Source organism: Rhizorhapis sp. (assembly GCF_035276005.1).
Lineage (GTDB): Bacteria > Pseudomonadota > Alphaproteobacteria > Sphingomonadales > Sphingomonadaceae > Rhizorhapis.
This window is the reverse complement of record NZ_DATEMB010000004.1, coordinates 46,447-72,393: the sequence shown is the minus strand read 5'-3', so window position 1 is coordinate 72,393 and position 25,947 is coordinate 46,447. Positions and strand designations below refer to the sequence as shown.

Below are 25,947 nucleotides of genomic sequence, written 5' to 3'. Positions count from 1 at the left end.
CCCGACACCGCGGCTTTTGCGGCAGGCATTGCTCTTTATGCCGAGAGCGACCTGCTATGTTACCGGGCCGGGGAGCCCGCCCCCTTGGTGGCGCGGCAGGCAGCGGCATGGGATCCGCTGCTCGATTGGGCGGCAAGGCGCTATGATGTGCACTTCACCATCGTCACGGGAATTATGCACGAGCCGCAGGCGGAGGCGACGCTCGAAAGGCTGCGGGGGGCTGTCGCCAGCTATTCGTCTTTTCTTCTGGCCGGTCTGTCGCCGATTGTTTCACTGACAGGATCACTGGTGGCAGGCTTGGCCTTGCTTGAAGGCGCGGCGGATGCCGGGGCGATTTGGGACGCCGCTCAGCTCGATGAGCTGTGGCAGGCGGAGATGTGGGGTGAGGACGCGCTCGCGGCGCAGATTCGCGCACAGAAGCGGGCGGAATATGACGATTGCGTCACTTTTTGCGGCTTGGCCCGACAATAGATAACCGGCAACGCTTTTCCTCCAGGCACTGTATTCGCAGCGGTGTATCCCCTTTATGCGCCGCGCTGCTTGTTGTGGAGAGAATGATAGTGACCAAGACCATATTCACGACCCTGATGACGACGGGCATGCTGGCGCTTGTGACGCCCGCTCTGGCCCAGGAGGCCCAACCCGCCGCACCCGTCCAATCCGCGGATCCGGCTCAGTCCGCGCAGCCGGCCCCGTCCGCGCAGCCGGCACAGCAAGCCGCTCCCGCCGCCGGCCAGATGACGCCGGAGCAGATCGCCGCCTTCAACAAGGCGGTGGCGGATTTCACCGCCGCCCAGCAATTGCAGCAGTCGGGCGACAATGCCGGCGCGCTCGCCAAATATGAAGGCGCGTTGCCCGCGGTACGCGCCGCAGTGAAGGCGCAACCGGAGAACAAGGATTACAAGAACTTCCTGGCCAATGCGCTTTACGCGACGGCGGCTGCCCAGGCCGCGACGCAGAAGTTCGATGCGGCGATCAGCTCCTATCAGGAAGCGGTGCCCCTTTGGCGCGAGATTGTTGCTGCCAACCCGGCCGAAGCCAATAACCGCAACGTGCTTGCGGGCATGCTGGTGCAGCTTGGCAACAAGCAGTTGACGGCGCAGGACAAGGCAGGCGCCAGCCCCCTGTACAAGGAAGCGACCGATCTTGCCCGCAAGTCGGTGGAAGCTGCGCCTTCTGATCCGGTGAACAAGAACCTGCTGCTTTCCGCCCTCATCGGCCTCAGCCAGACCAGTTCAGACAAGGCGGTGATGGATGAAACGCTTGCCATGGGCAAGAAGATGATGGCCGAAGGTTCGATCGACGCGGTCAACAAGCCGTCCATCGAGATCATGACCGGCCAGAAGGGGTGATGTAGTTGCCTTCCTCCCCCGCACGGAGATCGTTGCAATATTCAGAAATGCCGTATTTGACGTCATTCCCGCCTTCGCGGGGATGACGGCATAAGTGAATTTCGCAACGAATCCCCGTGCCGGGGAGGATCAAAACCACCACATCACGCTTTCGCTGAAGGGCGTCCAGACCCCAATTCTGACGCCGATGCGGCGCAACTGCGCCCCCGTCCATTCATTGCAGGTGCGGAAGAGGTCGTAGCGGCCAGTGGATTGGTAGAAGACGTCCGCTGGTCCATAGCCCTGGACTGGCTGCGGCCGTCCCCCATCCAGCCGGAAATAGGCTTCGATTTGTTGCGAGAGCCTGCGATATTGGTGCACGCTGATCATAAGCGGCCGCATGTCGGGCGCTGCGCGTGGGGCATGGATATGGTCCACATGCAAAAGCGTATGCTCGCCATTTGCAAGGGCCTTTACCGCTATTATGGGGTCAACGTCCGACCAGCGGGGCGTGTTGAGATAGAACTCCCGTTCGCCCCATCCGAACAATATGTGGCTGGATGCGGCATAGCGGGGATCGCGAATGTCCCCGGACCTCACCAGGCGGCGCCAGTCCTGCACTTCATTCTGTGCGGGCAGGATAAGGCCTGTATGAACTCCGTTGCTGTAGATGAAGATGCGGACTCCCTGCCGGGGCTCCTTCCACCCTGCGTTGGAAGGAAGCAAGGAACCGATGAGGGCCGCCGAGCAATAAACCAATAGCAGCGCCAGCAGCGTGAGCGCTGTGGTGGTCAGCGTCCGGACCAGGGCCCTGATTTTGTCCGTGCGGGGCCGCTTGGCTGTGCTCGAAAAGGCCATTGGGAAATGCTATAGGGGCGCAATGGAGAAGCAAATGGAAAATGGCGGATCTCAGCACCCGCCCGAAGGCGCCGCAGCGGACTGGACGATCCCGCAGAACTGGGCCCATTATAGCGTCGAGGACCATGCTACATGGGACGAACTGTTCGCACGGCAGTCCCGGCTGCTGCCCGGACGCGTCAGCGAAGCCTTTCTGAAGGGCATGGATGTCCTGCACCTCTCAAGACCCGGCATTCCTGATTTCGAGGAGCTTTCCGAACGGCTGATGAAGGCGACGGGCTGGCAGGTCGTGGCCGTGCCTGGGCTGGTGCCTGACGATGTCTTTTTCGACCATCTCGCCAATCGCCGCTTTGTTTCCGGCAACTTCATCCGCCGCAGGGATCAGCTTGACTATCTGCAGGAGCCGGACGTTTTCCACGATGTCTTCGGTCATGTGCCGCTGCTCGCGGACCCGGTGTTCGCTGATTATATGCAGGCCTATGGGCGGGGCGGGCTGCGCAGCCTGGAACATGGCGCGTTGCACCGGTTGTCGCGGCTTTACTGGTACACGGTGGAATTTGGTCTGGTGCGGGAAGATGGCGGCATCCGCATCTATGGCGCGGGTATCGTGTCGAGCCATGGCGAGAGCATCTTTGCGCTCGACGATCCCAGCCCCAACCGGATCATGTTTGATCTGAAGCGGGTGATGCGGACCAAATATCGTATCGACGATTTCCAGCAGAATTATTTTGTGCTGCACAGTTTTGACGAACTGCTGCGGCAGACGCTGGAAACGGACTTTGCACCTCTCTATGCCGAACTGGACCCCTTGCCCGATATAGAGATCGGGGAATTGGTGGAGGGCGACGACATCATCACGCGCGGCACGCAAGCCTATGCCGCCGCGCGCGCATAGGGGCAATTTCGTCCTCTTTTGGGAGCGACAATAGGCTTAGGCCAATTGCCCCATTTCCGCCGAAATGGTAAAAATAGGGGGACGACTCTTCAGGATAAATTTAGGGGACCAAAAGCCGTCAGTCATCCTTGACTGGAGGAATGGAAATGCACCGCCATCTGTCTGCGGCTGTCGCCGCAATTCTGCCTTTATCCCTGATGTCCGTCCCTGCAAATGCTGATCTCCCTAAACGGAATTGCTGGCAAAATGACGAAATTGCCGCAGCCGAGCTGCACAGTTTTCAAACGATGCTGATGGTTGGAGCGCTCAAATGCAGGGACCGGCTGCCAGCCGCGCTGGAGGGATATAATCGCTTCATGTCGGTGAAGCGCGATCTCATTGTTACCAATCAATATATATTGATGTCCCACTTTATCCGCGAATATGGGGATTCCAGCGGGACAGGTGCATTCCGGGACTATGAGACCTCGATCGGGAACCGTCATTCGGCGGCCGACAATCTGGGGCGCTGCGAAGCCATAGGTGCCATGGGCCGCATGGCCGCGAACGCATCGGAATCAGATTTGCGGGAACTGGCCCGGGTAATGGGCCAGGACCTCGACATGACCTGCCCGACCTATGCCGATGCCGATGAGGGACTGGCTCCCACTGTTGCAGCCGGAACCAGCTCCAAGGGTCAGCCTGTCGCGGCACCGGTGGCCCGTGCTGCTGCCACAACCGAAGAAATAGCGCCTGCACCTGCGGCACCCAAGCTGGTAACGAGCGAGGCTGGAACACAGCCCAAGGTGGTGACGGTCGCTGATGAGCCTGCCGTTGCGGCTGCACCGGCTGCACCTGCGGCCCCGGCGGCGGCTCCGGCCGCGCCAACGGCGGCCCAGGCACTGCAGGAGGCGGCAAAAGCCCTGGCGCTGGCAGCGACTGCTCTGCAGGAGCAGAATGCGGCGGCGGCCGAGACCCCCGCCCCCAGGACGGCTGAATTGACGACCACGCCAAAATGAGCGGCAGTGTTTTGATTTGAACCCTTGGGCCTGAGCCAGACATTCCGTTCGTGTCGAGTGAACAGGTTTGCGCCAGGCCAAGGCTCCTCGCTATAAGGCAGCGGGGTCCCTGCCTGCGCAGGGACGACGAGTGCCCTGGGAATTACGGTCTTTCAATGAACAACCCGGAGACGGGAGACGGGAGAGGCGGAGGCGTTTATCCGCCTTCACCATTCACCCCGTCGTCCCTGCGCAGGCAGGGACCCCGCTGCCTTAGAGACAATCCTTTGAAAGGCTTCGATAAGTTCCGCCTGAGCGGAGATCAGGCGATTCCGATTGATCTAACGCGTAGCGCCCTAGCCCACGATCTGTGGCAGAATGGCGTCGAGGAGCAGCATGCCTGGCTCTTGCACCTTGAGCCGGTCGCCCTCGAGGACCAGCAGTCCTAAGGCCGAAAGGCGCTCTGCCGCGGCGTAGTCGATCAGCGACGCCGTGCTGACGCCTGAAAGGCTGGCTATGCGCGCCAGATCCACGCCTTCCTTTAGCCGAAGGCCCATCAGCAACGCCTCTGCTGCCCGTTCCTCCTGTGACAAGAGCGTTTCGCTTTCGATGCCATGGTCGTTGCGGCCTACAGCGGCGAGCCAGTTCTCCGGCTTCCTGTGCCGCTGGCTGGCCGTTCCGCCGCGCCTTCCATGCGCTCCAGGGCCGATGCCGGCATAATCCTGATATCGCCAATAGATGAGGTTGTGGCGGCTCTCGTCGCCCCTTCGCGCATGATTGCTGATTTCATAGGCGGGCAAGCCTGCTTGCTCTGTAAGGGTCCTTGTGAGCTCGAACAGCGTCGCCGCGTGGTCCGCATCGGCAGGAGCAAACTCGCCCTTGCGGACCATTGTTTCGAAGCGGGTCCCTGGCTCGATCGTGAGCTGATAGAGCGAAAGATGTGAGGTGCCATAGGACAGCGCCTGCACAAGTTCCCTTTCCCATTCCCCCTCGCTCTGGCCGGGGCGGGCATAGATCAGATCGAAGCTGACCCTGGGGAAAAGGCTTTGCGCTGCTTCCAACGCGAGCAGCCCTTCATGAACGTCGTGAGCGCGGCCAAGGAAGCGGAGCGACATGTCGTCGAGCGCCTGGAGACCGAGCGATATTCGGTTTACCCCGGCGCGGGCCAGATCATTAAAGCGCGCAGCTTCGACAGAGGAGGGATTGGCTTCCAGCGTGATCTCAATGTCATCGGCAAAGCCCCAATGATCCCGGGCCGCCGCCAGCACCGCTTCGACGGTTTCCGGGGGCATGAGCGAAGGGGTGCCGCCGCCGAAGAAGATCGACGAAAGGCGCCTGCCGTTGGTCAGCCGGGCCTCATGCGCCATGTCCTTGAGCAGCGCCATGCGCCAGGCCTGCTGGTCGACGGTCTCCCGCACATGGCTGTTGAAATCGCAATAGGGGCACTTCGAAACACAAAAAGGCCAATGCACATAAAGCGCTAGCGGCTCCGTTCGGGCTGCGTTCACATTGGCATCGCTCATATGCGCCCTCCTATGATCGCAAAGCTCCTGATGGAAAAGTCCATAATGAAGACGAAGCTCGCCCTTTCCCTGTTCCTTGCCCTTTCACCCTGCATCGCCGTGCCGGCTTCGGCCCAGCGCTATCCTGATGAGGGTTATTATGACGATTATGGCGACGATGACGAATATCGCCGCGATGATCGCTACGAGGACAGCCGCTATCGCGAGCGGGAAGCGGAGGAGGACGCGCCGCCGGTCTATTGGGATGAAGCGCCGGACGAAAAGCAGGAGCGGGGTGGCAGTCTTTTCCGGTCGGTGATGATGAAGCGGCACAATGACGCCCGCCGCGCGGTTGGCCAGCGGCCATTGCGTTGGAACACGGCGCTTGCTGCAGATGCACAGCACTATGCCAACCAGCTCGCCCGCACGCGTGTGTTCCAGCATAGCAAGGAACCGCGGGGGAGGACGCCGCAGGGCGAGAATCTGTGGAGGGGCAGCTCCGGCTATTTCAGCTATGACGAGATGATCGGAAGCTGGGTGAAGGAAAGGCGCTGGTTCCGCCGAGCTGCCATGCCCAGGGTGAGCAGCACCGGGCGCTGGGCCGATGTCGCCCACTATACGCAGATCATCTGGCACAGCACGACGGATGTGGGCTGCGCGATCGGCGACAATGGCCGCGACGAATATCTGGTCTGCCGTTACGGCCCGCCGGGCAATGTCTACGGGCGGGATCCGCTAGGCGGCGATGAGCCGCCCAAGCCTGTGAGGACGGGCTATTGAGGGGGGCTTCTTTCGGGTGAGACGAACATGCTTTCCCTCTCCCATAGGGAGAGGGTTGCGCAGACTTAGGCCGACCTAGTCGGTCTTAGTGGAAGTTGGGTGAGGGGTTCCACGCTACTTGTAGGGCACAACCCCTCACCAACTCCGGCTAGGCTGCACGCTGCCAAGCCTGCATATCCTCTCCCCATGGGAGAAATAAAAAGGAGATGGTATCTCCGCCCTCAGCCCAGGAAATCCCCCGCCAGCAACAGCAGCAGCTTTACGTCCAGCGCCATTCCTTCGCGTCGCTTTGCCTGGATGTAGTTTGCCACTTCGCCCAGCAGCACGCGGTGCACGATAATGTCCTCGCCCTCGGTTCCGCCGCCTTCGCTGGTTTTTGTAAGACCTGTGGCCTTGAAAAGGGTGAAGCTCTCCGAGACCATTCCGGGTGAACTGTAGAAGCGGCCGAGATCCTCCATCTGTGCCGCATGGTAGCCGGTCTCTTCCTCCAGTTCGCGGGCGGCGGCATCCGCTGGGGCTTCGTCTTCATGATCGTCGCCGATAAGGCCTGCCGGCAGTTCCAGGCAGCGGGCCTTCAACGGCACGCGATATTGCTCGACGAGCAGGATATGGGGGCCGTCCGGTGCCTCCTCTATGGCCAGGATCACACCGGCCTGAATGCCTCGGCTCCGCGAGACATATTCCCATGTGCCTTCGCGCTTTGCCGTGATGAAACGGCCTTCCCACATGGTTTCGACGGCTTCAGTCATTATCTTCGTTTCTCATTCTTCTGAGGATGCGCCCTCCGAACCAAGAACCGCAGAGCAGTTCGCTTGGCCATCACAGTTCGATCAACCGGTCGGGCAGCTCGTTCGAATCGTTTTCGCTTCTGGGAAAGTGCTCCGCCAGCACCGTGCCGACGCAGCGGACCGCCTCGGCCATGCCCTTTCCGGGACGGCCCTGCCTCACCTCGTCAATCAAGGCGATCATGGCTTCGCCCCATATTTCGGGCTGGACCTTGCTCGCAATGGCTTCGTCGGCGACGATCTCTGCCTGATGCTCGGCGAGCGAAAGGTAGATGAGGATGCCAGTGCGGCCTATGGTCCGCCGCTCGGCGCCCACCTTGAAGAAGGCGATGGCGCGGCGCCGTACCCGCCGCGCCTTGGTGCGCTTGGGCGTCAGTGCGAGGCGCAGCGGTTTGACCGCGAGCAGATAGCGGACGGCAAGGAAGGCGGCGATCAGCAGGCCGAGCAGGGCAGTCAATGTGATTCCGGCAGGAAGCTCCCGCTCCCATCCTCCGCCAAGCAGGCCGTGCAGGCGGTCCATGAACCAGACCGGAAACATCGCAACCGCTGACAGGGTGAGGAACGTCGCGGCCACGGCCCAATGAAGCCCCACATCATGATAGCTGTCGGAGCGATCCGTGACGATGGTCACGATCTCACCATTGGTGCGCGCTTCGGCCTCCGCAACCGCTGCTGTCACCTGTCCATGCTCTTCGGCGGTCAGCCGGTTCACTTTCCGCATCACCAGCTCCCCGAAGCCCCGCCGCCGCCAAAGCTGCCGCCGCCGCCCGAAAATCCGCCGCCGCCCCAACCTGAGCCGCCGCTTCCGCCGCCCCAGCCGCCACCCAGGCCGGGTCCCCAGATAACCACAGGGCTACGGCCGCGCCGGTAGCGCCGGCCGCCAAAAGCGCGGCCGAGCATCATGGGCAAAATGAAGAAGAGCAGGATCGCGAGCCAGAAGAACAGCATGAAGCCATTGCCGGATGACCGGTGCTCCTTCGCCCGCTGTTCCGCCGCAAGAGCTTGCGCCTTTGCTTCATCGGGCGGCAGGGCGAGGAGTTTGCCGATCTCCTCAACGCCCGCGCGGATGCCGCCGGGATAATCATTCTCCTTGAAGCGCGGGATGATCGCATTCTGGATGATGAGGCTCGACATGGCGTCCGTCAGGATACCCTCCAGCCCATAGCCGACCTCTATGCGCACCTTGCGGTCATTGGGCGCCACGATCAGCAGCGCGCCATTATTCGCTTCCTTCTGACCAATGCCCCAGTGGCGGCCGAGCTGATAGCCATAGTCGGCAATGTCATAGCCCTGAAGGTCGGGCAGGGTGGCCACCACCACCTGCCGTCCGCTCTCGTCCTCGATCGCCTTGAGCTTGGCGGTCAGGGACTGTTCCTGGGCCGGGTCGAGGAGGTTGGCATTGTCGACCACTCGGCCGGTGAGCTTTGGGAATGTCTGGGCGTGGGCGGTTGCGGCGAAAAGGAATAGCGCAATCAATGCCAAGACCACCCGCATCAGCCCCATTGCCGGATCAGCAACGCCGCTGGCCCTGAGCCTGTCGAAGGACATTTCCTTTTCTGAAGACAAGGAGAGGGTTTCCGTAGGCTCAGCCCAAGGGCGGTGGGAGCAGATCAACTGCACGACGCTCGAACTGCTCAGGCTCCGAAGTCCACTTTTGGCGCTTCTTCGGCGCCTTCGCTCGTTGCCTCAAAGGGGGTCATCGGCTTTGCTCCGTGCACCAGCTTCGCCCCGATCATCTCGGGGAAGGTGCGGATGCGGGTATTATAATCGCGCACCGCCTCATTATAGTCGCGCCGCGCCACGGCGATGCGGTTCTCCGTCCCTTCTAGCTGGCTCTGTAGAGCAAGGAAATTCTGGTTGGATTTGAGGTCTGGATAAGCCTCCACCGATACGAGCAGGCGTCCGATTGAGCGCCCGAGCTCATTTTGCGCAGCCTGGAAGGCGGCGACCTTTTGCGGATCCTGCAGGTCATTTGCGCTTACCTGGATCGACGTCGCCTTGGCGCGCGCCTCAGTGACGCGGGTCAGCGTCTCCTGCTCCTGTTTGGCATAGCCCTTCACCACCGCCACAAGATTGGGGACGAGATCGGCGCGGCGCTGATATTGGTTCTGCACGTCGGCCCATTTTGCTTTCACGGTTTCTTCGGCTGCCGGGACCGAATTTATGCCGCAGGCCGAGAGGGAAATCGCCGCTACCGGGGCGAGCAGAGCGTAGGACAAACGGCGATCGGTCATCTCATTCTCCAGCGGGACATATTGCGATTGACTTCAATGGCTGCAAAATAGGGGGCTGATTGCCTGTCCGCAACAATCAGGCTGTTCTATTTTGCCGGGACAGTCACACGCCAGAAAGGGGAGCTGATCTTATGCTGGCTGAATTCCGTACATTCATCGCCCGGGGCAATGTCCTGGACCTTGCCGTGGCCGTGATCATAGGCGCCGCCTTTGCGACCATCACCAAGTCGCTGACCGACGACATCATCATGCCGGTGGTCGGCGCGATTTTCGGTGGTTTCGACTTTTCGAACTACTTCATCATTCTCGGCGATATTCCGCCTGATTTCAAAGGGTCGACCGCCAGCTACGCCGATCTCAAGGCCGCTGGCGTGGCACTTTTCGGATGGGGACAATTCCTGACCGTCTTGATCAATTTCCTGATCCTCGCCTTCATCATTTTCTTGATCGTGCGTCAGGCGGGCAAGATTATCCACGAGCCGGAGCAAGCGCCTGCCGCCGAATCGGAAGATGTTGTCCTGCTTAGGGAAATTCGCGATTTGCTGAAGAAGTAAGCCTTTTGGAGAAGTCCTCGGGCTGCTGCAAATGCGATGGATGGATGGTTTCCAGGGAACAAAGCGCAAGGCCAGCCTGTTAGTGCGCCTAGCCAAGTCCAGATTGGCGGTAACAGGAGGTTCTGACGTGAAAGTCATAATCAAAGGTCTTGCGATTGCCGGTATTCTTGCCCTTGGGGCTTGTGATTCCAAAAAGGAAAACGCCATCGAAAATGCCGCCGAGAATCAGGCGGACATGATGGAAAATCAGGCCGAGACCATGGAAGACCAGGCGGACGTCACGAATAATGCTGCGGCCGCCAATGCCATGGAAAACCAGGCCGACGTCCTTGAGGAAAAGGCCGAGCAGACCCGCGAGCAAGGTGAAAAGGCCGCTGACAAGGCTGAGGAAACCGCCCCGCGCTGAGCGGCGGTATCCCGCTTTTACGCAGTCACTTTTCATTCGTGACGGACACCCTATATAAGGTGGTGCCGGACCTGTCCGGCTATGGCGATAAATTGTGTCGTGTAATAGGCGCAGCGGACCCGGGGGCAGTACCCGGCGGCTCCACCAGAAAGGGCTTCTTCCCATAGCGAAGCCCCTCCTGACGGGGCCGAACCAGGATCGACGTGTGTTGAAAGACGATATTTTCGCCCGGCCCGAGTAAGCCGTAAAACTGTTCAAAACCTACAAGTGCCAACGATAACGAGGCTCTTGCTCTTGCTGCCTAATCCAACGGCTCACGCCTAAGGATTAAGCAAATAGAACGCGGTTGGACCCACCGGGCAACAGAAGCGGATTCCAGCGGTTTGGGGAGCACCGGGCAACAGAAGCTCCCCGCCTTCTCCATATTCTTTAATGCCCTCGCCATTCCGCGTGCGCGGGACGACGGAAGTTGGTCTGAAAGCTGAACGGCTGAAGATCAGCGCGGTCCCTGCCTTCGCTCCGACGACCGATGCGCTTTACCGCGCTCCCTTACCCGGTCCGCCAGCCGCTGCCATAGGTTGAGGCAAGGGCGGCGCTCCCGGCCCCATGTTCGCCAGATATTTGATCACCGCCGCCCTGTCGGCTGGACGCCGGAGGCCCGCAAAGGACATTTTTGTACCGGGCACGTCCTTGGCGGGAGAGGCGAGGAAGCTGTCAAGCCGCTCATAGGTCCAGCTACCCTGGTGCGATTTCATGGCCGGCGAATAGGCAAAGCCGCCATGGGATGCGATCTTGCGTCCCACAACGCCCCACAGATTAGGGCCGATGCGATTGGGGCCGCCCTGGTCAAAACTGTGGCAGGTGGTGCAGACCCGCGCCTTGCTTTCGCCAGAGGCGGCGTCGGCGCTGGCGAGCAGCGTGCCCAGATCGGCCACTTCCCTGGGAGCGCCTCCGGCAGCGGCGACCGCCGGACGCGGTACCGGCTGCCGCTCGATATTCTGCATATAGGCCATCAGCCTTCCGCGCTGTCCGGGGCCGTCGACGCCGCTGGGCCAGCCCCGCTGTACCGCCGCCAGATCTACGGCGGGTGGCAGATTATCCGCGCCCTTGAACGCCAGCTGGCCAGGATAGGTGGTGGGGATAAGCTGATCGGCGAACCAGTCGCCTCCCCAGATGACGGCCGCCGCTCCTGCTGCGGCGATCCAGGCGACTTTCCATCCTTCCTTGTCCATGGCTCAGGCTCCGCCGCCAAAGAAGATCGCCCGAGTCCAGAACACATAGTCCGATTCGATGCTCATGATGCCGACCAGCACCAGCAGCACCAGCGGCGGCACCAATATGGCATAGATGAGGGAAAGCCGCTCCCACGCCATGTGCATGAAGATCGAGACAATGAGCCCCGCCTTCAGGAGCATGAAGACAACGATCAGGGACCAGCGAATGATGCCGTGGAAATGGAAATAATCGACCAGATAGGAAAGGGTGCTGAGGACAAAGAGATAGCCCCAGATCTTGAGGTAAAGGCCTATGGGATGCTGTTGCCCCTCATGCGCTTCCGCTTTTGGCTGCGCCGCTGCCGACATGTCGTGGTTCATGGCATTCTCTTCCCTCACCACAGATAGAAAAAGGCGAAAATGAAGACCCAGACCAGGTCGACAAAGTGCCAATAGAGCCCCGCGATCTCGACCGCCGAATAGTCGCCGCTGCGGTCATAATGGCCCCTCAGCACCTTTGACGCGACGACCAGCAGCAGTATGACGCCGCACGTCACATGCAGGCCATGGAAGCCGGTGATCATGAAGAAGCTCGCCCCAAATTGCGGCGCTCCCCAGGGATTGCCCCAGGGGCGCACGCCTTCCATGATGAGCTTCGTCCATTCAAATGCCTGCATGCTGACGAATGTCGCGCCGAACAGGGCCGTGGCGAACATAAGGGCGGCGGTTTTCCGGCGGTCGCGCCGGTAACCGAAATTGACCGCCATCGCCATGGTGCCGCTGGAACTGATCAGTACGAAGGTCATGATCGCGATCAGGATGAGGGGAATATGCTGCCCGGCTATGGTGAGCGCGAACACCTCGCTGGCATTGGGCCAGGGCAATGTCGCGGAGGAACGCATGGTCATGTAGGAAACGAGGAAGCAGGAGAAGATGAAGGTATCGCTCAGCAGGAAGATCCACATCATCGCCTTGCCCCAATGGGTGTGGCGGAACACTTCCTGATCCGCCGCCCAGTCGGAGGCCATGTCCTGCACGCCCTGTTTGGACGTGCCATGATCTTCCCTCTCCATCATCACCAGTTGCGACATAATGATCGCTTTCTGTTTTCAGGTCGATAACAATAGCCCCACGAGCAGAACCCAGATCAGCAGCAGGAAGTGCCAATAGAGCGCGCAGAGCCTGATCCCCGACAAGGTCGGACGGTTGAGCACACGCAGCCAGGCAACCAGTCCCCCGGCCAGATGCAGGCCGTGCACGGCCGTCAGGAAATAGAAGAAGGCATTGGCCGGGTTGGCGGACAGATAATAACCACCGGCGTAGTAATGGCGCCAGAGAAGGAGTTGGCCGCCGAGAAATGCGATGCCGAGAAGCCCTCCCAGCGTGGTGCCAAGGCGCAATTTTCGGGGACTATCAGCTACCGTGGTCGTCGCTGCGAAGGCAGGGACCCCGCTTCCTTTTTCCAGCCTTGCCGAAGAAAAGCGGGGTCCCTGCCTCCGCAGGGACGACGGAAGCGCGGCCTTGCGTGCTACCTCCCAGGCAACACTGCTCAGGACCAGAATCGCCGTGTTCACCCATAGCAGCGCCGGCTCCGGCATTGGTCGCCAATCGCCCGAGGCATGTCCCATCGCTTCATGGATGCCCATGCGCATCAGATACGCTGCCACGATCAGTGAAAAGATGACTGCGGCGATGGCGAAGTAAACATACAGTCCAACAGCCATGGCCGCCGGGCGATAATCCGCCGGGTCTTCAAAACCCTCCGCGCCGGGCGTCAGCCAGCTCTTTTCGGTGAGGCGGGAAAAAAGGCTCATGATGGAGGCTCGTTCTGGGCAATGAAGTCGCGGCTATGGCCGGGGACGCTATAGTCATAGGCCCAGCGATAGACGGTCGGCAGCTTCGGCCCCCAATTGCCATGCTTGGGCGGCGTGTCGGGGGTCTGCCACTCCAGGCTGGCGGCACCCCAGGGATTGGGGTCGGCCTTTGGACCCCGGAACACGCTCCAGATCATGTTGAAAAAGAACAAGGACTGTGCTGCGAATACCGCCATGGCGGCAACGGTGATCATCTCATTGGCGAAATGCGCGGACGGGGGGATGAAGTCGGTCTCCCCCAGCGCGAAATAGCGGCGGGGGACGCCGAGCACGCCCAGATAGTGCATCGGCAGGAAAATCGCATAGACACCGATGAAGGTGATCCAGAAATGCGCCTGCGCCAGCGTTTCGTTCCACATGCGCCCGGTGATCTTGGGATACCAGTGATAGATGGCGCCGAAGATGACCAAAATCGGCGAGACGCCCATCACCATATGGAAATGGCCGACGACAAAGAATGTATCGGACAGGGGCACGTCCACGCTGACATTGCCCAGAAAAAGCCCGGTAAGTCCGCCATGTATGAAGGTGAAGAGGAAACCCAGGGCAAAGAGCATGGGCACGCGCAGGTGAATATCCCCCCGCCAGAGCGTCAACAGCCAGTTATAGACCTTGATTGCTGTGGGGATGGCGATCACCAGCGTGGAGGTCGCGAAGAAGAACCCGAAATAGGGATTCATGCCGCTCACATACATGTGGTGTGCCCACACAAGAAAGCTGAGCGCGCCGATGATGACGATGGCCCACACCATCATCCGGTAACCGAAGATATTCTTTCTCGCATGGACGCTGATAAGGTCCGACACGATGCCGAAAGCGGGGAGGGCGACGATATAGACCTCCGGGTGGCCGAAGAACCAGAAGAGGTGCTGGAAGAGGATCGGACTGCCGCCCTCATGATCGGTGGGTTGGCCCATGGACATGAGCGCGGGCATGAAGAAGCTGGTGCCGGCGATCCTGTCGAGCAGCATCATGATCGCCGCCACGAACAGGGCGGGAAAGGCAAGCAGGCCCATGATCGATGCAACGAATATGCCCCATACCGAGCAGGGCATCCGCATCAGCGTCATGCCCTTGGTCCGCGCCTGGAGCACCGTCGTCACATAGTTGAGGCCACCCATGGTGAAGGCGATGATGAAGATCGCTAGGCTCGCCAGCATCAGGATGATGCCCCATTGATGGCCCGGAGTCCCCTCCGTGATCGCCTGGGGCGGATAGAGCGTCCAGCCGGCTCCTGTAGGACCGCCGGGAACGAAGAAGCTTGCCACCAGCACGATTACAGAGAGCAGATAGACCCAGTAGGACAGCATGTTCACAAAGGGGAACACCATGTCCCGCGCGCCCACCATCAGTGGGATGAGGTAATTGCCGAATCCTCCCAGAAGCAGGGCGGTCAGCAGATAGACCACCATGATCATTCCGTGCATCGAGACATATTGAAGGTAGTTTTCCGGCTGGATCGAAGGAAACAGTCCGGGAAAACCCAGTTGCAGCCGCATCAGGAAAGAAAGCACCAGCGCGACGAGACCAATGGCGATCGCCGTCACGCCATATTGAATGGCGATGACCTTGTGGTCCTGGCTCCAGACATATTTGCCGATCCATGTTTTTGGGTGATGCAGCGGGCGAAGGTCGTCAGCGATCGTCGTTGCCATCAGTCAAGTCTCCCCCTGGTCGGTGTCGTGCAACTGTCCGCGCTGGCGAGGATGGCGGAAATGCTGGAGGGGCTAGCCGATGCCATGATTTCCCCGAAGGTGACCTGCTCGCCCAGCCATTGGTCAAAGGCCTGTTGCGGCTCCACGACTACTGTGCCGCGCATTTCATGATGGCCCACGCCGCACAACTCGGCGCACAGGATTTCGTATGTCCCTGCCTTGGTTGGCGTCATCCAGAAATAGGTGACGATGCCCGGCACCAGATCCATTTTGGCGCGGAATTGGGGGACGTAGAAGTCGTGGAGCACGTCCTTTGAGCGGAGCACCACCTTCACTGGCTTGCCTACAGGCAGGTGCAGTTCGTTGGTCTCCACCACGACATCGTCGCGCCCGAAAGGATCGCGCGGATTGATGCCAAGGCTGTTGTCCGGCGTGATATGTTTGACGGACGCAGTCCCCAGCACCCCGTCGGGCCCCGGAAAGCGGAAGCTCCACTGCCATTGCTGGCCGGTCGCCTCCACCACCGCTGCATCCTTGGGCACGTTCACATATTGGCTCCAGGCGATGAGGCCCGGCGCCAGCATCCCGGCAATGCCTATGGCAGTCCAGAAAGTGAGGCGCTTTTCGAGCGAGGCGTTTTCGGGTTCATAATGCGCCCGGTTGCCCGGCTTGTGCCGGTATTTCCAAAGCGCATAGGCCATGAAAAGGTTGAGAACGATGAACGCGACGGCGCAAATCCACAGCGTTACGTCAAGCGCCGTATCAATCGAGCCCCAGTTGGATGCAATCGGGGTCTTCCACCATGGGCTGACCAGGTGAAAGATAATCGAACCCAGAACAAGCAAGGCGATAGCAATCGCGATTGGCACAGGCTCTCCCCTCCTATGCGGGGCGGTCCATGCCATGTAACCCGGCCTTGCGTCGACTCGCCACGCGGGAAACAACCATCACTACGGTGGCGACCATATAGCTAAAATCAATGGGATGAAAGCCGGGCTGGTCGGGCACCGGTTCGAAGCCGGTGAAGACAATTCGCAGGTCTCCTTCTTTTTGGAAATAAAGGATAGTTGCTCCACTCTGGCGGCGAGCATTCTGGACCGGAATTGCTGAATCCTCTACTAAAGATTCCATATAACAAGCCGGGCCGCATCAATAGCAATGACAGGTTCTGTAGTGCTCAACAGCTAAGACTCTCGATCATTTTCATATCGTTGAGCATCGGTCTGCAGCTCTTGTCCGGCTGTTCTCTCAAGGGATGAGATCCCTGTTTCAGGGGAAAGTCATGAGCCTGCATTCCAGAATATTGAGGATGATGCTGAAGGCCGTTTCGCCGCGCGCCCGCGCCGCCCGGATGAAGCAGTTCGAACAGTTCATGCAGTTGAAGCCCGGCCAGCGGATCATTGATCTGGGCGGCAGCACCAAGATCTGGAAATTCGTCGATACGCCGGTCAATGTCACCGTAGTGAACCTGGAAAGCCAGCGGATCGATGAGTTCACTTATGGCGCGCATCATTTCACCATTGCTCGCGGCGATGCGACGGATCTCGCCGGTTTCCAGGACAACAGCTTCGACATCGTCTTTTCCAATAGCTGCATCGAGCATGTGGGCGACAGCGGCAAGCAGGCCGCCTTTGCGCGAGAGGTGCGGCGATTGGCGCCCTCCTACTACATCCAGACGCCCTCTATCCATTTCCCGATCGAGGCCCATACGGGGCTTCCCTTTTGGTGGTATTATCCGGAAGCGGTGAAGCAGGCGTTCATCCGGCGGTGGAAAAAGAAACGGCCCGCTTATGGCGCAATGATCGCGGGTACGCGGGTGTTGAGCAGATCGACGCTGGAGAGCATTTTTCCGGACGGGGAGTTCCGTCGGGAACGGGTGCTCGGCCTGGTCAAATCCTATACCGCCTGCCGACGCGGCGTAGCGGGGACTGAAGGCGGACAGGCCGAGACGGCTTCTCCGGCTAGGGAAGTGAGCTACTCATAGGCCGCCTATCATACCGTCTTCCCTGCCTGCGCGGGGGCGACGGTTCTATATGCTCATAGAAAATGGCAGGATTGACCGCTTGGGCATAGGCAATAAGATTAGTCTAACCGTCTTCCTTGGCGCTCTCCAACGCTCCCCGCTGCAACTGGTCGCGCTCTATCGATTTGAACAGGGCTGTGAAATTGCCTTCGCCGAAGCCTTCATCGCCCTTGCGCTGGATGAATTCAAAGAATACCGGGCCGATCATCGTCTTGGAAAAGATCTGCAGCAGAAGCCGCTGCTTGCCGCCTTCAGTAGTGCCATCAAGGAGAATGCCTCGCTTCTGAAGTTCGGCGACGGGTTCGCCATGGCCGGGCAGCCTTTCCTCAAGCATCTCATAATAGGTGGCGGAGGGCGGGGGCATGAAGGGGGTGCCAAAGCCTTTTAGCCTATCCCAGCAATGGATGAGATCGTCGCAGAGGAATGCGATGTGCTGGATGCCTTCGCCATTATACTCGCGCAGGAACTCCTCGATCTGACCGCCGCCTTGCTTGGCTTCTTCATTGAGCGGGATCCGGATCTTGCCGTCCGGGGCGGTCATCGCGCGGCTGGTGAGGCCCGTATATTCGCCTTTGATGTCGAAATAACGGATTTCGCGGAAATTGAAGACGCGTTCGTAGAAACGCGCCCAATGGTCCATGCGCCCGCCATAAACATTGTGAGTCAGATGATCGATGAGCTTGAGGCCAGCGCCCGGCGGGTGGCGGTCCACGCCCTCCAGATATTCGAAATCAATGTCATAGATGGATAGGGCATCTCCGTAGCGGTCGATCAGATAGATGATCGCCCCGCCAATGCCGCGGATGGCGGGCAGATGCAGTTCCATCGGGCCTGTACGGGTTTCCACCGGCTCTGCTCCCCGTTCCAGCACCTGTTCATAAGCGAGCTTGGAATTGCGCACGCGAAAACCCATGCCGCAGGCGGAGGGGCCATGTTCAGCGGCGAAATAGGCCGCCGGCGAGCGGGGTTCATAATTGGCGATGAGATTGATCTCCCCCTGACGCCAGAGGTCCACATCCTTCGACCGGTGGCGGGCGAGGCGGACGAAGCCCATTGCTTCGAAGACGGGCTCCAGCAGCCCCTTTTCCGGCGCGCAGAATTCAATGAACTCGAAGCCGTCAAGGCCGATGGGATTATGTTCGTCAGACATCATGTCGCGGGACTCAAATGGTTGCAAATGTAACTATATGGCCAATTTGCACATTTGTCGAGCAGTCCTCCGCTCGTACTGGGCGGCTTGCGCTAAGCGGCGTCCTGATCGAGGTCAGGAGCCGCGGATGCGGCTTCGATCTCCGCTGCTTTGGCTTCCACCAGGCTGACGATGTGGTCGACCATTTCGGCATCCTGCACATGATGGTCGGTGATGCCCGACAGATAGACCATATGCTTGCCATTGCCGCCGCCGGTGATGCCGATGTCGGTTTCACGGGCCTCCCCGGGGCCATTGACCACGCAGCCAAGGACCGAGAGTGAAAGGGGCGTGTGGATATGCTTCAGCCGCTCTTCGAGCACCTGCACCGTACGGATGACATCGAAGCCTTGGCGGGCACAACTGGGGCAGGACACGACGCGCACGCCGCGGGTGCGGATGCCGAGCGACTTCAGGATTTCGTAGCCGACCCGTACTTCTTCTTCCGGCTCGGCAGAGAGGGAGACGCGGATCGTGTCGCCAATGCCCGCCCACAGGAGGTTGCCTATGCCGATGGCGCTCTTCACAGTGCCGCCGATAAGACCGCCCGCCTCTGTGATGCCCAGGTGGAGCGGGCAGTCGACGGCTTCGGCAAGGCCCATATAGGCTGAGACGGCTAGGAAGACGTCGCTGGCCTTTACCGCCACCTTATATTCGTGGAAGTCCTGATCCTGCAGCAGCTTGATATGGTCGAGAGCGCTTTCGACCAGCGCCTCCGGACAGGGCTCCCCATATTTTTCGAGCAGGTCCTTTTCCAGACTGCCCGCATTAACGCCGATGCGAATGGCGCAGCCATTTGCCTTTGCGGCATCCACCACTTCCTTGACCCGGTTCTCGCTGCCGATGTTGCCCGGATTGATGCGCAGGCAGGCAGCCCCCGCATCGGCGGCCTCCAGCGCCCGCTTATAATGGAAATGGATGTCGGCGATGATAGGCACACGGGCAGCGCGGACAATCTGCCTGAGCGCTGTTGTCGATTCCTCGTCAGGGCAGGAGACACGGATCAGGTCGGCTCCAGCTTCCTCGCAGCGGCGGATCTGATCGATCGTAGCCCTCGCGTCGGAGGTCAGCGTATTGGTCATGGTCTGGACCGTGACCGGCGCGTCGCCGCCGACCGGAACAGTGCCGACCATGATCTGGCGGGACTTCCGCCGTTCAATATCGCGCCAGGGACGTAGGGACATGGAAATTGGCTCGTCTTTGCTACCTAGTGCGCCATATAGACGCGCCAATCCCCTAATCCAACCTTCGAATGCTCTGGAGCGGCTTCAGCCGGTTGCCGACTCGGTTTAGAAGCGCGCTGTGATGGAGGTTGCCACCATGTCGACATTGCCGCTGCTGCGGGACAATGTATGAACGCTGGCCAAGCCGCCAAAAAAGCTGTCCGTCCGGTCCATCAACTGTTTCTCGATGAAGACATGGGCCAGAGAGACATTGATCGACAGATGATCGTTGAGGTCATAGGTCGCGCCCGCCGTTGCCCAGGTGCGGTCGCCATCGGGCACACGGGTGCTGAGCAGATCGGCGTTGGTGGGCGTCTTGTCGAACATCGCCCCCGCGCGAAGGGTCAGCCTTTCTGAAAGCTGATGCTCCGCTCCGAGCGCGATGCTCCAACTGTCCTTATAGCCCATTTCCTTGATGAGCTTGCCGCCGGTTTCGGGACGGATCTCGAGACGCTTGAAGACGGACCAGTTATAGAAGCGGCCCGTGGCCATAAGCCGGGTGCGCGCATCGAGGCTGAATGTCGCGCTGGCGGTGACAATGTCGGGCAGGTTGAGCGGAGCTTCCACCGCCTGCACGCCATTAGCAGCGGAGAGCGATCCCAGAAGGCCGGTTATGCTTTGGCTTCCGGACAATCGGTGCTCCATCCCCGAGCGGTAATGGACCCCCAGTCGAGCAGGACCGATCCTGGCAAGAACGCCGATATTCCAGCCTACCGACAGGTCGTCACCTTCCACCCTGTATCGTGCATCAGGTGCGGACGCGGTCAGGTTGGGCAGGGCGTTTGTAAGCTCGACATCAGCATATTGGATGTCGATCCCGCCACCGACGGACAAGGATTGGTTCAGGCGAAGGGCAAAGCTCGGCTGGACGTTATAGGTCTTCAGGTCGGAGCGCAGCGAATCATAACGGCCGAAAAAATCGGAATCATATTCAAGCTTCAGCCCAAAAGGCGCGCTGATGCCGAGCCCCAGCCACAGCGGCGTTCCGCCCACATGAGCGGAAGCATAAAAGGAAGGAATTGGCACCACATCCGCAAAGGGATTTCCCCCGCCATTTCCTGCTATGGCGATTGGGCCGCTCTGTCCCGGCAAGGTGCGGGTGGACCCTTCATTGGCCTGTCTGCTATTGATGAAGATCAGGGTTCCGCCGGTCGAAACCTGAAGACCTTCCAACTCGACCATGCCGGCGGGATTGTAGAAAATGGTGGAAGGATCGTCTGCAGCGGCGGCTCCGCCCGAAAAGGCGCGGCCGGTTTCCTTAGGCGATTGTTCCTGCAAGTAAAAGCCGCCGGCCATCGCTGGAGTAACGGCAGTTGTGGCCGATAATAGTCCAATAACAAGGCGGTAGCTGCGTAAGGACGGCATGAATTTCAGTTCCCCCACTTATCTGAAGCTGCTCAGCTGCATATGAGCTACCCGGCGGTCCCTCTAAACGTCTTCAAGTCATTTGCAATAGCCGTCCCAATATCTCGGGCGCCGTCTGCGAACTTAAGATACGGGAAGGATGGCAGAGAAATGCGCTTGGGATGAACGGAGAGAGGCCGTAGATGTTAGTCCGATATGTCCTTTTATTCGCCGGAATTTTCATAATGCTTAATCCAGACTCCGCAACTGGACATGAGACGAACCGTGAGGGCGGTTGGCGCCTGGTCATTCATGGTGGAGCTGGCACCATGTCGCGTGACCGGATCACGCCTGAACAGGATCGCGAGATCAGGGTCGCGCTTGGCCGCGCGCTGGATGCCGGATCTGCCATTCTGTCGAAGGGCGGATCGGCCCTGGATGCAGTGACTGAAAGCGTCAAGGTGCTGGAGGACGATCCCAATTTCAATGCCGGCCGCGGGTCGGTGCTCACCTATGATGGCGAGATCGAGCTTGACGCCTCCATCATGGACGGGCGCACGCGGAGCGCGGGGGCGGTAGCCGGCGTGTCGACCACTAAAAACCCCGTTCTGCTTGCGCGGCGGGTGATGGAGGCCAGCCCGCATGTGTTCCTCGGCCGCAAGGGCGCGGACCGGTTCGCGATGGAGCAGGGCCTGGAGCAGGTCGATCCTTCCTATTTCGAAACGCCCGAGCGCCGGCGGCAGTGGCAGGAGTTCCGGGCCCGCAAGGTCGGCTATTTCGATGTGGACATGAAATATGGGACGGTGGGTGCCGTTGCCCTGGACAAAGAGGGGCATGTCGCGGCCGCGACATCGACAGGGGGACTTACCGGCAAGCGGTGGGGCCGTATCGGAGATTCGCCGGTAATCGGGGCAGGCACTTATGCCGACGACCGGGCCTGCGCCATCTCTGCAACCGGGGCTGGCGAATATTTCATTCGGCTGGGCGTCGCGCACGAAATTTGTGCGCGGGCGCGGCTGAAGGGAGAAAGCCTTCAGAAGGCGGCGGATATGGTGATCGCGGAACTCACCGAAATAGGCGGGATAGGAGGCGTGATCGCCACAGGCCCCCAGGGAGAGATGATCTGGTCCTTCAATGCGCCAGGAATGTATCGCGGCAGGATAGGCAGCTCGCAACCAAAGCAGGTCGCGATTTTCGGCGACGAATGATTGCCTGCTTGCGCCCCAGATGGATTTCAGCGGACCGGCTCGCCCTTGTGCCGGTCCGCTGATCCAGCGATTATTGCTCGCGATGGTGCCTGTTCAGGCGGTCACCGCGCTCGCGGCCGCGGGACTCTGACCGGTCCTGCCGCCTTTGCATCCACTCCTGGCGCCGCTCAAGCCGGCCTTCACGCCATGCCTTGTGGTCGTCGTGGCGGTCGGAACGCCATTCGCGGCGATCGCCGCGGCCATCGCGTCGCCATTCACGCCAGCGATCGCTGCGCCCTTCGCGCCATTCCTTGCGGTCATTGTCACGGTAATGGTGCCGGCGTCCTTCCCAGTGACGGCGGTGGCTATCGCTCCAGCGGTGCCGCTTGCCGTAGCGATCGTAAATAAAATAGCCGCTGCCCGGGTAGTAGTAACCATCGTACCAGCCGTAATAGCCATCATACCAGGGGTCATAATAGCGGCTTGCGCCATAGCCCACGGATACGCCCCCATATCCATAGCCGTCATCATAGGCCGAGCAGCCCCCCAAGGCCAAAAGGCCAGCCAGTCCGGCTAGCAGGGCGCGCGAAAGAGGCGCTGCCATGGGTCCTTCTCCTTAAACATGAATTTTACCATGTCGGGAGACTAGAACGGGCGAGTTGAATTGGGTCTGAACGCGGTTCGCCCGTCTGTGAGGTAAGCGATTTCGTCCATTATCGACCGTTCTCAAGCTCACTGTGGCCCGCGTGCATCAGAAATCGTCGAGCGATGTCGATTCTGTCCAATAAATTTACACTCGAATCGTCGTAGTAGCGAACTGCGACCCGAAGGGCTCTTGGTCGGACGACAAAGAGACCTTTTCCTAAATGGCCTGGCCGGATTTTCCGCCCAGGCCATTCTTTTACATTGCAAAAATCGAAAAACTGGCCCAGTTTCGCCAACAAGCGTGGATTTGTGAAAGTCCGCAAAGGGGAGGCAATGGTAATCGGGGGCTTGGCGTCAATAGCGCGTGGGCGGCAATTCAGGGCCCGGTCTTTGCCTTTGCCTGGGTGCTGCGATGTTTCATGACTATCCAACTCCGACTCCCGAGGGGATGGTCGCGCTCCGCTATTATGAGCCGCCGTCTGATCTGATCGAGTTGGTGGGATCAATCTATCTTTTCACCGCCAATATGCCTTATGTTTCGGACGGGACGCGGGCCGATTTTGCCCAGTTGAGGTTCATGCTCTCGGGCGTGGGCCACTATACATTTCACGATGGCCGTCAAATGGATACGCCCGGCGTGTGCATGTTGGGGCCGACCATGTCCTCCATTCATTTCGACGTGGATGGACCGCTGCAGACCTTGGGTGTGGCGCTTTTGCCACTGGGTTGGTACGCGCTGACGCAATTGGATGCCTGCGATCATGCCGACTCGCTCTTCGACGGGACCACGCTTGGCAGCGACTATCATGAGACACTTGCGGTTCTGCGAGGCATTGACAATCCGGCTGTGGCTGTGGAGTTGCTTTGGGAGTTCCTGCGCAGGAAATTTCAGCCGGTAAGCAAGGCCACCCGGGAGTTCGTCTTTGCCGCTGACGAATGGCTTTCGGGAGAAAGTTCGCCCCGCGTGGAAGCACTCATCGATGCGACGGGGCTTTCCGCCCGCCAAGTGGCGAGGCTGACCAATCGCCTGTACGGCGCGCCGCCCAAATTGCTCGCGCGCAAATACAGGGCCTTGCGGGTGGCTTCGCTGATCGCTTCCTCGGATGAGGATTGGCGCGACGTCATTGGCGATGCCTTTTACGACCAGTCGCATTTCATTCGCGAGCTGAAGCATTTTGTCGGCGCAACGCCGCACCAGATCAAGAACAAGCTCAGCATCGTACCTCGGCTCACACTCTTGAGGCGCCAGTTGGGAGGGCGCTTCCCCCATATTTCGAGGATCAGCTGATCGCCTGGTCAACCGGCCGCTGATGTGGGGTGGGGGAGGCGGCCCCCCGCTTGATGCTGCAGGCCCGGATGTTTTCCGGCGCCGGCCTGTTTCCACTGATTGTAAAGCGCGCCATATATCCGCCAGCCGAGGGTTTTGGGCTGATGGCGATCAGGCGGTAGCCGACCGCCTCGAACTCGCATTTCAACAGCCGCGGGGGAGTTCCATGCTGTTCTGTCGGCCGGTCGGCATCCACCACGATCACCTCGCCGGAGAGCTTGAGTGCGGGATAGAGCCGCCAGAGAAATGCATAGGGCTCGGTGATTTCATGATACATGTGCACCATGAAAATCCGGTCGAAGCTGCGCTCGGGCAGCATCGGATCGTCCGCCGCGCCCAATTTCACGCTGACATTTTCAAGATTTTCGCGGGAGACGCGCATGGCCAGGCTGTCGCGTACTTCGGGCAATATGTCCTGCGCCAGCACGCGGCCCTCGGCACCCACACGGCGGGCCAGGCGAACGGTATAATAGCCTTCTCCGGCACCAATGTCGGCGACGGTCATGCCGGCCTTTATGCCCGCCCGGTCCATGACCTCCTCGGCTTCGTTCACGCGATCCCGGCTTTCCTCATTCGACCATCGGGTCGATTCGATAAGAGCCACGGGCCGGTCGGCCCTGGGAAATTGGCGCGCGGTTTCAGGGCGGTTGCTATTGGCGTTAGGAAAAAATTGGTCGCAGGCCGCTAAAGGCAGGGCGGCAAAGGCGATAGAGGCCAGTGCCGGAACCCGCATCAGTCGACGTCTTCCACTTCAACCGTTTCGCCGGTCACACGCTGCGACAGGGCGGCGGCCATGAACGGATCGAGCGCCCCATCGAGCACATCGTCCGGCGAGGTGGAGACCACTCCGGTACGGAGGTCCTTCACCATCTGATAGGGCTGAAGCACATAGGAACGGATCTGATGGCCCCAGCCAATGTCGGACTTGGCGGCATGAGTGGCGCTTGCCTCTGCTTCGCGACGCTGCAGCTCAGCCTCATAAAGGCGGGCGCGGAGCATGTTCATCGCCTCCGCCCTGTTCTTGTGCTGCGACCGCTGGTTCTGGCAGGCAACGATGATGCCGGTCGGGACGTGCGTGATCCGAACGGCGGAATCGGTCGTGTTGATGTGCTGACCGCCCGCGCCGGATGCGCGATAGGTGTCGATTTTCAGGTCGCTTTCATTGACCTCTATGTCGATGTTATCGTCAATCACGGGATAAACCCAGACGGACGAAAAGCTGGTGTGGCGCCGCGCCGAACTGTCATAGGGCGAAATGCGGACGAGCCGGTGCACGCCGCTTTCGGTCTTGGCGTAGCCATAGGCATTCTCGCCCTTGAGCAGTAGGGTCGCGGATTTGATCCCGGCCTGTTCGCCCGCATGATAATCGACGACTTCGACCTTCATGCCGCGCCGCTCGGCCCAGCGCATATACATGCGCTGCAGCATCTCGGCCCAATCCTGGCTTTCCGTACCGCCTGCACCTGCATGGATTTCGAGATAAGTGTCATTGCCGTCTGCCTCGCCAGCAAGCAGCGCCTTCACCTTGTCCTCATCGGCCCGCTCAGAAAGTGCCGCCAATTGAGCGACGCCCTCGTCCACCAGCGCGTTATCGCCTTCGGCTTCGGCCATTTCCATAAGCTCGACGGTGTCGTCCATTTCCTGCTGAATGGCCTTGGTGGCGCCGATCGCCTGGTCAAGGCGCGTGCGTTCCCGCATTACTTCCTGCGCCTGTTTGGGATCGTCCCATAAGGTCGGGTCCTCGACACGGGCATTCAGCTCGTCCAGCCGGCGAAGCGCCCGGTCCCAGTCGAGGAAGCGGCGCAGCAGTTCAAGCGCGGCTTGGATACGATCAACATGTTGCTGCGCTTCAGCGCGCATTGTTCATTCTCCAGTCTGGGGCAATGGGCTTGCCCGATATAGCTATCTTGCCGCCTTGGCAAAAGCTAAAGGCGGGTTGCTGGC

At 60.1% G+C, this 25,947-nt stretch carries 29 protein-coding genes and 1 other RNA gene; 11 read left to right on the top strand and 19 right to left on the bottom strand.

All coding sequences use genetic code 11. The features are described 5' to 3' along the window. Both VJS46_RS01035 and VJS46_RS01030 read left to right on the top strand, forming a co-directional pair. Window positions 1–471: ATP12 family protein (locus tag VJS46_RS01035; protein WP_324057478.1), on the top strand; the 471-nt coding region annotated here is incomplete at its 5' end. An 89-nt stretch (window positions 472–560) separates the two neighbouring features. Further along, window positions 561–1,352, top strand: a complete 792-nt coding sequence (locus VJS46_RS01030) for a hypothetical protein (protein ID WP_324057477.1) — start codon at window positions 561–563, stop codon at window positions 1,350–1,352. 129 nt (window positions 1,353–1,481) lie between these two features. On the opposite strand, the gene VJS46_RS01025 is transcribed toward VJS46_RS01030, so the two are convergent. Continuing rightward, window positions 1,482–2,189 (bottom strand): TIGR02117 family protein, encoded by a 708-nt coding sequence (locus tag VJS46_RS01025; RefSeq protein ID WP_324057476.1) that lies wholly within the window; start codon window positions 2,187–2,189, stop codon window positions 1,482–1,484. A 22-nt stretch (window positions 2,190–2,211) separates the two neighbouring features. Here VJS46_RS01025 and phhA point away from each other — a divergent pair, with 22 nt between their 5' ends. Both phhA and VJS46_RS01015 read left to right on the top strand, forming a co-directional pair. Further along, window positions 2,212–3,084 (top strand): phenylalanine 4-monooxygenase, encoded by an 873-nt coding sequence (gene phhA, locus VJS46_RS01020; protein WP_324057475.1) that lies wholly within the window; start codon window positions 2,212–2,214, stop codon window positions 3,082–3,084. Window positions 3,085–3,371: 287 nt separating this feature from the next. After that, window positions 3,372–4,082 carry a hypothetical protein gene (locus VJS46_RS01015; RefSeq protein WP_324057474.1) on the top strand — a complete coding sequence of 237 codons (711 nt, stop codon included), beginning with the start codon at window positions 3,372–3,374 and terminating at the stop codon, window positions 4,080–4,082. 335 nt (window positions 4,083–4,417) lie between these two features. Here VJS46_RS01015 and hemW read toward each other — a convergent pair whose 3' ends face one another. Next, the gene (gene hemW, locus VJS46_RS01010; RefSeq protein ID WP_324057473.1) at window positions 4,418–5,584 is read right to left on the bottom strand and encodes a radical SAM family heme chaperone HemW; all 1,167 of its coding nucleotides are present in this window, start codon (window positions 5,582–5,584) and stop codon (window positions 4,418–4,420) included. A gap of 45 nt (window positions 5,585–5,629) precedes the next feature. Here hemW and VJS46_RS01005 point away from each other — a divergent pair, with 45 nt between their 5' ends. After that, a complete protein-coding gene (locus VJS46_RS01005) occupies window positions 5,630–6,343 on the top strand; it encodes a CAP domain-containing protein (RefSeq protein WP_324057472.1) in 714 nt (237 codons plus the stop codon). 221 nt (window positions 6,344–6,564) lie between these two features. On the opposite strand, the gene VJS46_RS01000 is transcribed toward VJS46_RS01005, so the two are convergent. The 4 genes from VJS46_RS01000 to VJS46_RS00985 form a co-directional block, all read right to left on the bottom strand. Continuing rightward, window positions 6,565–7,092 (bottom strand): NUDIX hydrolase, encoded by a 528-nt coding sequence (locus VJS46_RS01000; protein WP_324057471.1) that lies wholly within the window; start codon window positions 7,090–7,092, stop codon window positions 6,565–6,567. 70 nt (window positions 7,093–7,162) lie between these two features. Then, on the bottom strand, window positions 7,163–7,849 hold the full coding sequence (locus tag VJS46_RS00995; protein WP_324057470.1) for a hypothetical protein: 687 nt from the start codon (window positions 7,847–7,849) through the stop codon (window positions 7,163–7,165). Next, complete coding sequence (locus tag VJS46_RS00990) at window positions 7,849–8,676, bottom strand: TPM domain-containing protein (RefSeq protein ID WP_414707948.1); 828 nt, start codon at window positions 8,674–8,676, stop codon at window positions 7,849–7,851. The genes VJS46_RS00995 and VJS46_RS00990 overlap by 1 nt, the downstream gene beginning before the upstream one ends. Window positions 8,677–8,762: 86 nt before the next feature. Further along, on the bottom strand, window positions 8,763–9,362 hold the full coding sequence (locus tag VJS46_RS00985; protein WP_324057469.1) for a LemA family protein: 600 nt from the start codon (window positions 9,360–9,362) through the stop codon (window positions 8,763–8,765). 131 nt (window positions 9,363–9,493) lie between these two features. Here VJS46_RS00985 and mscL point away from each other — a divergent pair, with 131 nt between their 5' ends. The 3 genes from mscL to ssrA all read left to right on the top strand — a co-directional run bounded on the left by mscL (window position 9,494) and on the right by ssrA (window position 10,699). Beyond that, window positions 9,494–9,916, top strand: a complete 423-nt coding sequence (gene mscL, locus VJS46_RS00980; RefSeq protein WP_324057468.1) for a large conductance mechanosensitive channel protein MscL — start codon at window positions 9,494–9,496, stop codon at window positions 9,914–9,916. A gap of 127 nt (window positions 9,917–10,043) precedes the next feature. Beyond that, entirely contained in the window at window positions 10,044–10,322 is a 279-nt protein-coding gene (locus VJS46_RS00975; RefSeq protein WP_324057467.1) for a hypothetical protein, read from the top strand. Window positions 10,323–10,347: 25 nt separating this feature from the next. Then, window positions 10,348–10,699: a transfer-messenger RNA gene (gene ssrA, locus VJS46_RS00970) on the top strand. Window positions 10,700–10,858: 159 nt separating this feature from the next. On the opposite strand, the gene VJS46_RS00965 is transcribed toward ssrA, so the two are convergent. From VJS46_RS00965 to VJS46_RS00935, 7 genes are read right to left on the bottom strand one after another with little or no spacing between them, the layout of a single operon-like run. After that, window positions 10,859–11,554 carry a cytochrome c family protein gene (locus VJS46_RS00965; protein WP_324057466.1) on the bottom strand — a complete coding sequence of 232 codons (696 nt, stop codon included), beginning with the start codon at window positions 11,552–11,554 and terminating at the stop codon, window positions 10,859–10,861. 3 nt (window positions 11,555–11,557) lie between these two features. Further along, window positions 11,558–11,917, bottom strand: coding sequence for a cytochrome C oxidase subunit IV family protein (locus tag VJS46_RS00960; RefSeq protein ID WP_324057465.1), 360 nt, complete (start codon window positions 11,915–11,917; stop codon window positions 11,558–11,560). 14 nt (window positions 11,918–11,931) lie between these two features. Further along, complete coding sequence (locus VJS46_RS00955; protein ID WP_324057464.1) at window positions 11,932–12,627, bottom strand: heme-copper oxidase subunit III family protein; 696 nt, start codon at window positions 12,625–12,627, stop codon at window positions 11,932–11,934. Between the two features lie 18 nt (window positions 12,628–12,645). Next, window positions 12,646–13,350, bottom strand: a complete 705-nt coding sequence (locus tag VJS46_RS00950) for a heme-copper oxidase subunit III (protein ID WP_324057463.1) — start codon at window positions 13,348–13,350, stop codon at window positions 12,646–12,648. Beyond that, window positions 13,347–15,065: a cbb3-type cytochrome c oxidase subunit I gene (locus VJS46_RS00945; protein WP_324057462.1), complete on the bottom strand. Its 1,719-nt coding sequence runs from the start codon at window positions 15,063–15,065 to the stop codon at window positions 13,347–13,349. Before VJS46_RS00945 ends, VJS46_RS00950 begins: the two co-directional genes overlap by 4 nt. Then, a complete protein-coding gene (gene coxB, locus VJS46_RS00940; RefSeq protein ID WP_324057461.1) occupies window positions 15,065–15,934 on the bottom strand; it encodes a cytochrome c oxidase subunit II in 870 nt (289 codons plus the stop codon). Before coxB ends, VJS46_RS00945 begins: the two co-directional genes overlap by 1 nt. Window positions 15,935–15,947: 13 nt before the next feature. Beyond that, the gene (locus VJS46_RS00935) at window positions 15,948–16,196 is read right to left on the bottom strand and encodes a hypothetical protein (RefSeq protein WP_324057460.1); all 249 of its coding nucleotides are present in this window, start codon (window positions 16,194–16,196) and stop codon (window positions 15,948–15,950) included. A 151-nt stretch (window positions 16,197–16,347) separates the two neighbouring features. Between VJS46_RS00935 and VJS46_RS00930 the strand changes: the two genes are divergently transcribed. Next, entirely contained in the window at window positions 16,348–17,049 is a 702-nt protein-coding gene (locus VJS46_RS00930) for an SAM-dependent methyltransferase (RefSeq protein ID WP_324057459.1), read from the top strand. 103 nt (window positions 17,050–17,152) lie between these two features. Here VJS46_RS00930 and hppD read toward each other — a convergent pair whose 3' ends face one another. The 3 genes from hppD to VJS46_RS00915 form a co-directional block, all read right to left on the bottom strand. Next, window positions 17,153–18,238 (bottom strand): 4-hydroxyphenylpyruvate dioxygenase, encoded by a 1,086-nt coding sequence (gene hppD, locus VJS46_RS00925; RefSeq protein ID WP_324057482.1) that lies wholly within the window; start codon window positions 18,236–18,238, stop codon window positions 17,153–17,155. 92 nt (window positions 18,239–18,330) lie between these two features. After that, window positions 18,331–19,461, bottom strand: coding sequence for a flavodoxin-dependent (E)-4-hydroxy-3-methylbut-2-enyl-diphosphate synthase (gene ispG / locus VJS46_RS00920; protein WP_324057458.1), 1,131 nt, complete (start codon window positions 19,459–19,461; stop codon window positions 18,331–18,333). Between the two features lie 105 nt (window positions 19,462–19,566). Beyond that, window positions 19,567–20,865, bottom strand: a complete 1,299-nt coding sequence (locus tag VJS46_RS00915; protein WP_324057457.1) for an OmpP1/FadL family transporter — start codon at window positions 20,863–20,865, stop codon at window positions 19,567–19,569. Between the two features lie 224 nt (window positions 20,866–21,089). Here VJS46_RS00915 and VJS46_RS00910 point away from each other — a divergent pair, with 224 nt between their 5' ends. Continuing rightward, entirely contained in the window at window positions 21,090–22,052 is a 963-nt protein-coding gene (locus VJS46_RS00910; RefSeq protein WP_324057456.1) for an isoaspartyl peptidase/L-asparaginase, read from the top strand. 70 nt (window positions 22,053–22,122) lie between these two features. On the opposite strand, the gene VJS46_RS00905 is transcribed toward VJS46_RS00910, so the two are convergent. Beyond that, window positions 22,123–22,635 carry a hypothetical protein gene (locus VJS46_RS00905; RefSeq protein WP_324057455.1) on the bottom strand — a complete coding sequence of 171 codons (513 nt, stop codon included), beginning with the start codon at window positions 22,633–22,635 and terminating at the stop codon, window positions 22,123–22,125. A 453-nt stretch (window positions 22,636–23,088) separates the two neighbouring features. Here VJS46_RS00905 and VJS46_RS00900 point away from each other — a divergent pair, with 453 nt between their 5' ends. Next, complete coding sequence (locus VJS46_RS00900; RefSeq protein WP_324057454.1) at window positions 23,089–23,964, top strand: AraC family transcriptional regulator; 876 nt, start codon at window positions 23,089–23,091, stop codon at window positions 23,962–23,964. Here the strand turns inward: VJS46_RS00900 and VJS46_RS00895 are convergent. Together VJS46_RS00895 and prfB are read right to left on the bottom strand one after the other, a co-directional pair. Next, on the bottom strand, window positions 23,957–24,736 hold the full coding sequence (locus VJS46_RS00895) for a class I SAM-dependent methyltransferase (protein WP_324057453.1): 780 nt from the start codon (window positions 24,734–24,736) through the stop codon (window positions 23,957–23,959). The two genes, VJS46_RS00900 and VJS46_RS00895, sit on opposite strands and share 8 nt — an antisense overlap. Further along, window positions 24,736–25,863, bottom strand: coding sequence for a peptide chain release factor 2 (gene prfB / locus VJS46_RS00890; protein WP_324057452.1), 1,128 nt, complete (start codon window positions 25,861–25,863; stop codon window positions 24,736–24,738). The genes VJS46_RS00895 and prfB overlap by 1 nt, the downstream gene beginning before the upstream one ends. Between the last annotated feature and the right edge of the window lie 84 nt (window positions 25,864–25,947).